Here is a 12360-nt window from a genome sequence, read left to right as displayed (position 1 = left end):
AGCCCATGTCAAACGGTCAGCCGTTTCCACCCTTATGGTTGGCTTGGGTTGGAGAACGAACTCTACCCAAGCGAAACAGTTTGGTTTAAGTATTTACGACGTTTTGGAGTGGATCATTGGTATCGATTTGCATTCGCAACGATTACATTGGACATTGCCTAACTTGAGAACTCCCGAACAATGTGAACGGTGGAGCGATTTAATGCCGTTGATGAGTTGGCAACTCTGGGACGGCTAGGGATTTAGTGGTTGAAAATATACTACGCGGGGCAATCTGCTAATATCAATGTAACTCCTGGACGTGTTGCCCAATCAATGTTTTCGCTTTTAGTTGACATTGGTACTTCTACTAAAATCCCTAAACATAGGGGAAAATCTCCCGGTTGGGAAAAAGGAAAGGTACGTACCAAGGCACCATGCTATCCCACTGTCAAAAAACGGGTTTCTCGACGCAAAAAGTCTTCAAGGTTAGCTATTTAATCTTCTACTTCTTGAGTTTTTAAGCAACAGCTTGCCTGAGATTCAAAGGTCGCTACTTTTAGCTGCGCTCATTTTTTAGTCTAAACTACAGTAACAAAAGTAGTAGGATTAATGAGACTAAATGGGTTTATGCACTTCAAAAATTGGTTGCCTGTTGTCTGTCCAAATTCTCCTATAAACTCAACTAAATCATGTACTAGCAAAACATCTATATACCCGGAGATAACGGAATCTCCAAAACAAACTCAGCTCCCCGTCTCGGTGCTGAAATGCACGTTAACTTCCCGCCGTGTTTTTGTACAATAATTGAGTGCGAAACAGACAAGCCCAGACCAGTCCCCGAACCTACAGGCTTAGTGGTAAAAAAGGGATCGAATACCCTCACACGGACTGATTCACTCATTCCAAGTCCGTTGTCTGCAATTGAGACGATGGCGCTAGTGCCTTTTACCTCTGTGCGAATCCGAATCGCAGGCGTTGGACACTGCCGGTTATCCAACTGTACCAGCGCATCGATCGCATTGCCTAGAATATTCACAAACACCTGATTGAGTTCTCCAGCAGAACACTCGACTAAAGGCAGGTTCCCGTATTCTTTAACAACTTGAATTTCTCTGCTCGCAATGCCTCCCTCGTCGCCGCTATCATCTCCATCCCCCAGCTTTACCGCTGAGTTCAGGCGGTGCTGCAAAATCAGCAGCGTGCTCTCAATCCCTTCGTGAATGTCAACCCGCTTCATCTCGCTCTCAGAAAGGCGCGAAAAATTCCGCAAACCTATCACAATATTGCGGATGCGCTCGGCTCCAACATTCATCGACTTCAGAATTTGCAGCAAGTCTTGTTTGAGGAAATCAAGTTCAATTTCCTCTGTTACTGCTGCCAATTCAGGAGTAAGATTCGGGTATGTCCGCTGGTAGGTATCGATCAGTTTTAGCAAATTTTGCATATATTCAGTTGCGTAAGTAAGATTACCGTAAATGAAATTTATCGGATTGTTAATTTCGTGAGCAATCCCTGCAACTAGCTGTCCCAAACTTGACATTTTTTCAGTTTGAATCATTTGAGCCTGAGTCTGCTGCAATTCGATCAGAGCAATTTCTAGCTGAACTGCTTGTTCTCTCAACTGCACTTCTGACTGCCTCAAAGCTGATTCAATAGAAATTCGCTCGCTAATTTCCTGCTGTAAGAGCGCGTTTTTTTCTGTAACTTCCCGCGTTCTCTCTTGCACTTTCGCCTCTAAAGTCTCGCTGTACTCCTGCAATTTTTCATTAGCTGCCGACAATTTTCTATAGAGAAAAGCGTTGTCTAAAGAAATCGCAGCTTGAGTAGAAAGAAGCTTTAAAATTGACTGTCGTTCTGCTGTGAAAACACCCGCTGCCAGATTATTTTCTAAATAAAGCACAGCAATTAAAGTACCTTGATTAATAATAGGCGTACATAAAACAGACTTAGTATTGTTTTTGACTAGGTAAATATCATTTTTGAAGAGTTCATCCCTCCCGGCATCATCTAAAACAACATCTCTTTTCGTTCGGACTACATAATTTATTAGAGACAATGGCAAATCCTGGCTGAAAGCGATTGGAAGCGACTGCTGTACTGTTATCAGATCTCGTTCTACAGAACCAGACGCTTCTATTAACAAGTTGCCATCTTTTGCTAAAATCAAAGAACCGCTTTGGGCGCCAGCGTTCTCCATCAGAATTTTTAGCAATTTTTCGAGCAATTTACTCAAAACAACTTCGCTCGCTAAAACTTGCGAAGCCTTCATTACTGTTGCTAAATCGAGGAAAGAATTACCTGTTGTACTATTTGTAGCTGTTGTTGCTGGAGAGGTAGTTCCCTCAAAGCTGGCGTTCTTAGCAGCAGATATTAGAGAAAGAAGCGGAGGATATCTTGACTCCAAATCTGCGACCTTAGTCTTCGCTCCCCACCGAGCGTAGCCGTAGTATGCTGATGCCATGTAAGTCTGACCGATCTCCTCTCTTCGGGCCGCCAAATAAAATTCAGCCGCCAGTTCGTAAGCGATCGCTTCCTCCTGAACGTACCCCTGTTTTTTAGCTCCCGCGATGGCGAGATCGTAATACTCCATCGCTTCCCAATTTTGCCCTTTCACCCGCGCTATTTCTGCCTCAACCAGCTCGTATTTATGCTGATAATTAGCCGGAGCATGGTAAGCCCAGCCCTTCATTTTTTCCTGATTCAACTCCACAATAGCCAGAGCTTCTTGTTGCTCGCTCTCCCTCCCCGATTCAGCTTGATATCGGACATTGGGATACTGAGCCAGAAGAGCTAGCGAATAGTAGAAGTTGTGAACGGCAACCGTCATGTGTCCGGGTGCGGATGCTTTATATTTTTCAGCGATAGAAGCATTTTCAACGGCAGCAGCAAACTCTTTAAATAAGTAAGATAGAATTGCTTTAGCAAGATAGGCAGCAAAAAGGGATATCTGGTTATTTGCTGTTTCTAAGATAGGCAGCATTTCTACTTCATTAAAGCTTTCGCCAATTAAGCAACATTTGTCAGCAGTAGGTCGGAAAAGATTCAAAACTATCTGCCTCCATATCTTAATGTAGTATAGCCCAAATTCTTGTTTGAGTTTCAGCAGTAAATTGAGATAATGAGCTTGGCGCGACTCTACAGATTCTAGGTAGTTGCCAATTAAAAATATATGAGCGCAAGAGTTCAAAGCACAATAGCCAGCATATTCTACATCTCCAGTATCCAGACCGCTTTGAACCCCTTCTTGCAAAGGATCTATTGTTTCCCTAGCGTGTTCTTTCCAATGTCTGATAGTAACGTTAAACAGAGTGTACACTTTAGCTGTCAGTTCTTTAGCATTAAATTGCTCTAACAGCTTCAAAGCTATCTGACCGGAATAATATCCTGCCTCTAAATCTCCAAGTGCTGCACATAGGAGCAAGCCATAAATGCTGTAAGCGTAAGCTGCTAGCGCTGAATGACCGTTTTCAATGCAGAGATTAATTTGAGTCAATACGATCTGCAAAACCATCTCAGGCTTGGCAATAGAAGCGGGAGCTGAGATAGTCATCAGCAGCCGCATCGCCGCCAGCTTATCAGGAGCGTTCATTTCGGGAACATTTTCCAAATCTATCAACGAAGGCAATTTGAGTGAGGGATTCCCGGCTGCTAGCAATTTGGGAGAAACCCCCAGCATTTCCAATATTTCCCAACCCATATCAATAGCTTTAACGAGCTGGTTTTGAGCGATATAAGATTGAATTTGTAACTCGTATACTTTCACCTTGTCAAGTAGGGTTTTTGCCTTTTGTAAAACAGCTTCAGCTAGTAGTTCAGAGTGCTTGAAGTTGGTGTTTAAAAATTCTGTTTCTACTGCTTCTACATGGAGGTTGAGAGTCAATTTATACTGACTCTGCCAGCTATTAGCAGCAAGGAGTTCCAAACCAATATTTAGATACCTGGCAGCAGCTTCGTAAGCTGTCGCTGCTTTTGCTTTCTGACCGGCAATTAGATTGAGGAAAGCTAGTTCATCTTTTTCTACTTGCCCAACTATTAAGTCAGCGCTAAAATTAAGTTGATTGACCAGAGCAAAGATATTTTCTTTTCTGTCTTCAGGGCTGGTATTTTGCAGCAAAAGTTTGCCAATGCTCAGGTGAGTCAATTTTCGCTCGGATTCGGGAATCAAAGAATAAGCGGCTTGCTGCACGCGATCGTGCAAAAACTTATAATCAACCCTGGAATCGCTGAGAATAAGTTCGCCCAATTCCTCCTGTTGAAAAACTAGCGGGATTTTGTAGTTTCCACTCAGAGGCAAAATTAAACCAGACTGAAGTGCCGGCCACAGACCTGAAGCAATAACTGATTCTGACTCCTCATTCACAATTGCCAAAATGCTTAAATTAAAAGTGCTGCCGATGCAAGCCGCAAAATTTAAGAGTTTTTGCGTTGATGCCGGTAGCTTTTGAATATTCTTTGCTATCAGTTCAACGATATTGCAATCTGCAATGCCAATGGTTTGAATTTGCTCAATGTCCCATTGCCAAATACCGATAAAAGTGTCGTAAGTTAGCAGTTGTTGGGAATCCAACACTTTCAGCAGTTGAGTTAAGAAGAAGGGATTGCCTTGAGTTTTAGTGAAAAGCAGTTCTGAGAAAGATTTTATACGCCTAGCTTCGGGAGATTCATTGAGCGCGTCCGCAATTAGCTGCTCGACATGGTTTAGGTGTAAAGGTTTAACAGTAATATTATTGATGGCAGCCCCACTTTCTCGAATCTTTTCTAATGTCTGAATCAAGGGATGAGCTGGATTCACTTCGTTATCCCGATAAGCTCCGATCGTTAACAGATATTGGCTGTCGCGATCGCTCATCAGCAGTTGGATTAATTTGAGGGATGCTGAATCAGCCCACTGCATATCGTCTAGGAAAAGAACGAGGGGGTGTTCGGGTTGACAAAAGACTTTGAAGAACTGTTGAAAAACGCGATGAAAGCGGTTTTGGGATTCATAGGAACTCAGTTGTGGTACTTCTGGCTGATGACCGACAATCAGTTCAAGTTCGGGGATAACATTAATAATTAGAGAACCATTTTGACTCAGTGCCGTTAAAATCTTCTCTTTCCAAACAGCTATTTTTTCCGAATCTTCTGTTAATAGCTGTTGCAAGAGGGACTGGAAAGCTTGAATCAGCGAAGCGTAAGGAATATTGCGCTTAAACTGGTCAAATTTACCAGCAATAAAATACCCCCGTTTCGCTACAATAGGTTTGTGAACTTCATTCACTAAGCAAGATTTGCCAATTCCCGAAGAACCGCTGACCAGCATCATTTCGGCTGTGCCGAGACTGGTTCGTTTAAACGCTTCCATTAATACAGCTACCTCTTCCTTCCTGCCGTAGAGGTTCTGCGGGATCAGCAGTTGATTAGATAAATCTTTAGACCCTACAATGAATCGTGAAATTGTGCCGCTTTCCTGTAACTGAGCTAGGCAATTTTCTAGGTCGGCTTTTAGTCCCTCAGCAGTTTGATACCGCTCTTCTGCGGTTTTGGCTAATAATTTGAGTGCGATGTCAGAAATTGCTTGGGGAATTTCTGGATTTAACTGAATCGGCGGAACTGGTTGCTTTGCTAAATGGCAGTGAATCAATTCCATTGGGTCTGTGGCTGCAAAAGGTAGGGAACCTGTCAGCATTTCATAAAAAGTTGCACCCAAGGAGTAGAAGTCGGTACGATAGTCAATCGACCGATTCATCCTGCCCGTTTGCTCTGGGGATATATAGGCTAGGGTGCCTTCCAGACAATTAGGATTGTTAATTGTTTGGTTTTCTCTGCCCAGGCGAGAAGAAATGCTAAAATCTATAATTTTAACCAACCAAGTTTCGGGATTGATGATAATATTTTTCGGCTTAATATCTTTATGAACGATCTGCTGTTTGTGGAGTTGCCCTAAAGTTTCCGTTAACTGAATTGCTATTCTGAGAAAGCTGATAAAATCGTTCTTGAGAGAAGCAAGGATGTAATTTAAAGATTGAGCGCCAAAATCTTCCATAATTAAGGCGAAGCTGTTCTGGTATCTTTCCAGCCCCAAACACTTAACAACTCCTGGGATGTTCAAGTTTTTTGCGATTTCATATTGATACTTTAAATTAGCAACATCAAGGGGATGTGGATACTTAGAGCTTAGTAGCTTAACAATAACAGCCTGTTGGTTCTGAAGATTCAACCCCCGATAAACAACTGTTTTCACGCCTTCGTTAATTTTTTGAAAATTTGTGTAGCCCGGAAGTTTTAGCATCTGATTGGGAAGTAAAATATTATGACTCTACAGCAAGGTACTACCTATAGAACCCATTTGACATCTTTTCTTGAACAATAAGGCAGACAAATCAGCCGTCTGGCATAACTTAATAGCGACAAGGCGAGAAATCAGGTGGGGATGGTAACAAAAAAGCTGAAATCTATCTGGCATAACGCTTGTGGCAATGGCAATAGATATCAAATGGGTTCTATAGCAATCCTAAATCATTTGCATAATTATTGTAGGGGTTCTTGGTCGGTGGTTTCCCGATAGATAGGGGGTAGGCATGGGGGTACTATCCCTACAAATTTATCTGAATCATTTAGGATTGCTATATATCTAATTCTGATTATTCCTTTTACCAGTCAAAGTTTAAAAATCTGATTCACCCACAATTTTTTGAGGAGATCCCGAAATTGCCCTAGATACCTGCATACCTGAAGTAACAGTTGCTTCAAGACTACTAATATTAATCCCATTAAGTGTCCAGTCACCAGCCAAATAAAGATTATCAAACCCGGATGCGTCTGCTCTGAGCCGATATTTTGTACTTCCCTTGAGAGACATGACATAACGCTCAGAAGGCTCAATATTTGCCCGCCAAAATTGAGAATTAAATCGTTCTAAACCCGTACCATTTTTTGAGTCAACAAGTAAATTCCAGTTCAGCATATCTGAGCTTTCGGGTATGGTGATTTTTGGCCATAAAGTCGGAATATTTTGCTGAAACCACTTGAGAGCGGTTTCTTTGACTCGATTCGTTTCATTGTCAGGAAACGAATGATCTACAAAGGCTGGAATTTCCTCGATCTCTTCCAAAGGGCCACAAAAATAAGCAATACTACCTGGATAATGTTCTGAAGACCAACCCTCAGAGACATTGAGATGGCTCATATCAGCCCAAGTGTTAAAGGGATGTGCATAAGCATCTATAACAGGATTAGGCATCATCCAGCCCAATTCTGGTAAGCTAGGTTTTAGCCAGAGCTGCAGTGCCTGGGTTTGAACAGTCTTGACCTTCTCTACCATCTGCTGCCATTCTTTGCGAGCTTCGATTAGCTCTTGGCAGATATATTTTAGTGCTCCTAGAGAAATTCCCAGAACCACAGAATCAAAATCTTCTCCTACATTGAGCTCGATATCCTCCACATCGTCCCACGACATCCAGGCCGATTCTAGATTAATTTTCCTGAATTTAAGTTCTTCCCCTTCAACAAGCTGATCGTAGAGAGGAGAACTCGGCCAACAGGGCAGTTTGTTAACATCAACAAGCGGTTCGTAAACATTGTTTTTAAGCGTAACTTGGCGACTAATTTGGATCGTTTTAATAGTCTTTTTGTCCTCAGAAAGCTTCAGATTTTCGACACGATGGAAAAACTTAAACTTAACACCCCGTTGCTTGAGTACCTCGTAAAGTGGTGCGAAGATGGTATCTCCCATACCAGATTGCATTTTCCAAAAAAACGCACCCTTATAAGTAAGAGTCATGCGTAGAAAGCAACGAAGCGCAGCTCCAGCCGCTAAATTTGGTTGATTGACATTACCGTTCTCGTAACTAAAGACAAGGTCGTAAAGACCCTGCACTGGTGCCGAATTGACGCTAAGTTCAGAAGCCCCATGTTTACTCAACCACTCCCGGACATCATAGTCATCAATAGCATTAAAGCCATCAAAAATAATACCGTCCACAATTACACCCTGGATGATGGTGTATGCTAAATCCACAAGTATCCACAGGCGACGAAACTTGTGGTGAGCTTCTATTATTTCCTCAACAATTCGGAAAAGCCAAGTTCTGAATTGACCCAGACACCAAAGCAGAGCATGGTGTTGTATAGCTCGGTGCGTTTTAGGATCTTGTGGCAATTCCTGAACTAATTTTTGAGCAATATATAATAAACCAATTTCATAAGGAACATTAGGAATTTCTAAGTGAATATTCATCTCTTTCAGTAGAGATTTTATCGACTCGGGAATCCCTGTAAAATCCAATAATTCTTCGCCTTCAGATAGAGTGCTAAATAAGTAGGATGAACTCTTAAATTGATCGACCATAAACTCGACGAGCAAGCAAACAGACTCCCAAACAGAGGGCAATTTATCACTTTCTCCAGGCAGTAAATTATTTGTTGGGAAGTCGTAGGGCCAAAGTACCCACTGTTTGTTGATATATTCAGGAAATGCAATGAAATTGTGTGGCTTGAAAGCGTTCTGCCAGGTAGCAAGCGGGATGTCTTCACTCCGTCCTAATTCTTGATAGCACTGACGCATAACTCGAAAGGTATTTTCGTAAACTCCCATCAAGATATGTAGGCCATGTTCCTCAATTCGAGCTTGGGCATTCATATTGCGTCCACTCGCACCTTTGCCACCCAGACGCCACCCCATTTGATAGAGTATAATCTCATATTTTTCCTTCCAATCAGGTTGACTTGTCAGTTCAAAAGCTGCTGTAAGAGAAGCCATACCTCCGCCTAAAATGGCAATTTTATTTTTTTTCATAGTTTCAGCCATGATTTCTTTTTCCCCATGCAAAAGTAGTACATCAATCTTCTAATTTAGCTGCATCCAAATCCTGTCTTTCATTTGAACGCATATTCTACAGATTTTTGCAATGCCTGACTGTATTTTAGTAGGGCATCATTATCACGCACCATTGATTTAGCATCTTCTATACACTGCGAGAAGCAACTACGAGAGATTTTCACGGAATGATCTGCTGTAAATAATTTATCATGTTGCTGCGCTGCAAACAATAGCGTCTGATAAGCAGGAAGTAGGCACATTAAGCTAGCCAAGCGATAGCCCACCGCTTCATAGGGAATAGTCATTACATAACCGACAGACTTATTTAGCTCAACCATCACATTTGTAATAACTTTTTGCGTCCAACTCTTGGGAGCCCCCTTTAGCAAGAGTGGTGAATTATCGACTTCTTGTATCCATACAGCAGGTAAATAGCATATACCATTAGCCAAATCTTCAGGAAAATCCTTGATAATGTTTGTTTTTTGCAATGCTTCGCCGCAGGTTTCACAACCTGCTAGAAGACAAGCTGCAACATCTAAGTTGAATTGGTAATGGTTGATAGCTAACTCTGTTCCCATATGACCAACTATACCAGCTACAAAATAGCAATAACGATTGTAATCGTCTTCTTGGGCTGGGAGACTGATCCCATTGCGCGTTAGCATAATAGGAGCCTGTTGGTGATCTAGCACTTGTTTCATTCCCTCAACCATTGCAGAAGCCCAGCAATGAATAATTGCTTTAGCATCGTTTGGTATTAGTGCATAAATTTGCCATAACATTAGTCCATTTTCCAGATTCATTAATTGCTTTTGGTCGGCATTGAGTCCCGGCCAATTTTCTGACGACCAGCTAGATAAAATATTGGAGGCCAAAGCTGGTTCCTTTAGCAGTTGCTGAAATTCATCAAAACGAGCCTGCTGCCAGCTAAAGGACTGCTGGCAATCCTCAATGTTGTCAGCAACGCGAAAAATCAGATAGGCCGTAGCCATAAAAGTATCTAACGGTTCTTCAAAACAAGGAGTTACCAATGCAAAAGAGCGAGAAACTTTATTCATGAACTCTTCAAGGTACTTCTTCTGTTCGTGCAATAGATAAAATGTTATCATGCTTTATGTCCCTGCTTGTATTGAGATATTAAGTCTTGAAGCGCCTTTGCTTCCAGATGCCTCTGTGCGTTGTAATTCCTGGTCAATAATGTATCTTACAACAAGAGAGATGGAAAGTATTTATGATTACCAAAAGGATTCAAAATTTCCGCCCTATATAAATTAGCTCAGAAACAAAAAAACCAACCTACGAATGCGCTTTCCAAACCGTAGTACCATTTTCAACTGTGAAATCAAAGTTGAGCCAGAAAGCCAGATTCGGCTGTATATTTACTGGTTGTTCTGGCTCTGCCTGGCCTCTTGGTAAGCCCAATTCTGTGACAATGGGGTGGCTGGCAAAATTGTATATTGTGACTTCAAATTGAGAACCACCAGTAGAACCAAAACTTAAGAGTCGCCCTGCGTGATATTTGGATACTTTCATGGGAATTTCTACGATCGCTTGATAGCAAGCTTGTTTGCCGTCTTTTTCATCGCGAAACTGCTTGAGCATGACTACAGGAATTTCTGCATTTAGCCGATATTGCAGCAGGTATTCAAGCAGGTTAAGTGGCAGGCTTAAGCCCGGAATTTTCATGATGCTGTCGCCGAAAAATAATTGGGCGATTTCTGCAACTGCTTCTGAATAGCTAGTCCATATTTTAGGTGACTGGCTTTCGCTACCTCCATTTTTCTGCGATACTCTGATTAGCTGTTCCCATTTTGCTTCTGTTTGAGCAGTTAAAGTTTTCCAGGTATAAGTGTGCAAACTGAAGGGGTCTTGCAGCCGATCGATTGAGGGAATGTTGAAGCTTGCAATCTCTTTCGGGATGCCGTAAACCTCCCGACCTGAAGCTAAAGCTGGTGAATTGCTGACGAATATGTAGGGTACGAACCAAGCAAAGCGGTCTATTTGAAAGACGGAGCCACGTTGTTGACCGACCGCAGTCAAGACCCAAATCACAACTTCCTGCTCGTCGATGTAACCCCTGTCGCGATCGGGCTTTTCTCTAGAAGCCAGGGAATCTATACTTCCAAAGGTTAGTAGGATATAGTGTGTGGCAGGGCGGTACTCGACTTGTGGGCTGGTTAAATTATTGAGATATTTGTCGCACAAATTCTGGAGTTGAGGTAAAGAACTTTCTAACACAAATCCATAGAGATTTGTACCTTTGATGTCGTAGGGTTGCAGAAAACATTGCTCGTTAGCTCGTTCAATGTATTGTGGAGGTTTTGAATGGTTACTGACGCCCGATAAAAATGTCTCGCCAAATTTATGTGCTTCTTGTTCTATGCTTTCGCCTCTGGCAGCAAGGTCTTGAAGGAGTCGATCTGGCGAGCCAGGCGGTTTTGCGAGGATGTCTGCTAATTTTTGCGGGTTATGGAGCAGTTCCGCGATCGCGCTGCTTGCTCCTAGTGCCGTGCGAAAGCCTGTTTGCAGAAGTTGAGCGGCGCTGTTAACATTCATTGCTTCATAACCTCATGATGAGTTAGCTTGCAAACTTTTTATATTTCAGTCATATCACAAATACCGATCGGTTCGATCTGAATTAACGCCAATTTTCTCAATCACAAACTCTTTATCGAGCGATAGAGAAAGCAAGCTGAGCTCACGGCCCACCTATACTTCATGTTACCGTTGAGGTGCGACCTGTGGTGTATATCTGACCCGACAGCGGAGTCGGTCAAACTTGCTGCATTACTGCACTGGTAGGCGAAAATGGAGCGATCGCGGCGGTTGGGGGCGATCGTCATAAACTAGCAGACCGCTGCCCACGGGGTAACGAGCGTTTTCCAGTGTTAGAAAGCATGGAAAGTGAAGAGATCGCTCCTGTGACTTGTTCTGGCAGGCACCTCTTTCGTAGTGCTGCAACTGTTCGAGGTTGCGGTGGCGGCTGATTTCTTGAATAATCCGCAGCGGGATACCCGCGTTGCTCCTCTGGGTGAGGGCCGTTCTCAACCAAGCTGTGGGTGGATGCTCCCTCGATGCCTACTCGTTCAAACGCTTCTCTCAAAATCCGATCCGCTGAATCGGGGTGCAAATGCTTCCAATGGTGGCAAGGGTGGCGGCCGGGGAATAAGTAAGTCTGACCGGCATGAGAACGCCAAGATGTTAGAAAACTTCGCAAATCGGCGTTGCTGATTTACGGTATGAAAGGCTAAATATGCAAATCAGAGAAACCAGTATTCACAACGCTTCGGGATTTTCAACTGATTTTTTTCATACCCTGATTAAGCAACGCCCAAAAACCTTCCACTGAACAATGTGGCTGAGTTTTACTCACATTTTCCTGTCACCCGCGAGTAGCAAATCCAGGAATTACTTACATAAAACGTAATTGCTCAACTAGGGGAAAAAAGGGAGCCATCAATAGAGAGAGCTTGTTGAATAGATTGATAAGCCGTCAAGCCCTGACGGGGTGACAACCCCGTTAAAACCCATAGCTAACAAAGGTTTGACCGATTTATGGTAAAAAAAGATGGGGT

6 protein-coding genes are annotated in these 12360 nt (G+C 42.7%); 1 reads left to right on the top strand and 5 read right to left on the bottom strand.

Annotated features, from left to right (window positions below):
- The coding region (locus QUA97_RS27055) for a hypothetical protein (RefSeq protein ID WP_333197343.1) at nt 1-238 on the top strand (238 nt) is incomplete at its 5' end.
- A gap of 450 nt (nt 239-688) precedes the next feature.
- Here QUA97_RS27055 and QUA97_RS27050 read toward each other — a convergent pair.
- The 5 genes from QUA97_RS27050 to QUA97_RS27030 all read right to left on the bottom strand — a co-directional run bounded on the left by QUA97_RS27050 (nt 689) and on the right by QUA97_RS27030 (nt 11833).
- Nucleotides 689-6253 carry a trifunctional serine/threonine-protein kinase/ATP-binding protein/sensor histidine kinase gene (locus tag QUA97_RS27050; protein WP_194069134.1) on the bottom strand — a complete coding sequence of 1855 codons (5565 nt, stop codon included), beginning with the start codon at nt 6251-6253 and terminating at the stop codon, nt 689-691.
- A 375-nt stretch (nt 6254-6628) separates the two neighbouring features.
- Nucleotides 6629-8770: an NAD(P)-binding protein gene (locus QUA97_RS27045; RefSeq protein WP_333197340.1), complete on the bottom strand. Its 2142-nt coding sequence runs from the start codon at nt 8768-8770 to the stop codon at nt 6629-6631.
- A 68-nt stretch (nt 8771-8838) separates the two neighbouring features.
- Nucleotides 8839-9894, bottom strand: a complete 1056-nt coding sequence (locus QUA97_RS27040; protein WP_194069130.1) for a phytoene/squalene synthase family protein — start codon at nt 9892-9894, stop codon at nt 8839-8841.
- A gap of 187 nt (nt 9895-10081) precedes the next feature.
- Nucleotides 10082-11341: a hypothetical protein gene (locus QUA97_RS27035; protein WP_333197337.1), complete on the bottom strand. Its 1260-nt coding sequence runs from the start codon at nt 11339-11341 to the stop codon at nt 10082-10084.
- A 231-nt stretch (nt 11342-11572) separates the two neighbouring features.
- On the bottom strand, nt 11573-11833 hold the full coding sequence (locus QUA97_RS27030) for a hypothetical protein (protein ID WP_333197335.1): 261 nt from the start codon (nt 11831-11833) through the stop codon (nt 11573-11575).
- Nucleotides 11834-12360: the final 527 nt, after the last annotated feature.

Source organism: Microcoleus sp. CZ3-B2 (genome assembly GCF_036705055.1).
Taxonomy (GTDB): Bacteria; Cyanobacteriota; Cyanobacteriia; order Cyanobacteriales; family Microcoleaceae; genus Microcoleus.
This window is presented reverse-complemented; position numbering and strand designations above follow the sequence as displayed.

What these genes read in the sequence shown, in the direction of transcription:
- QUA97_RS27045 (WP_333197340.1), bottom strand. Translation starts at nt 8,770, where the DNA reads ATGGCTGAAACTATGAAAAAAAATAAAATTGCCATTTTAGGCGGAGGT.
- QUA97_RS27035 (WP_333197337.1), bottom strand. Translation starts at nt 11,341, where the DNA reads ATGAATGTTAACAGCGCCGCTCAACTTCTGCAAACAGGCTTTCGCACG.
- QUA97_RS27050 (WP_194069134.1), bottom strand. Translation starts at nt 6,253, where the DNA reads ATGCTAAAACTTCCGGGCTACACAAATTTTCAAAAAATTAACGAAGGC.
- QUA97_RS27040 (WP_194069130.1), bottom strand. Translation starts at nt 9,894, where the DNA reads ATGATAACATTTTATCTATTGCACGAACAGAAGAAGTACCTTGAAGAG.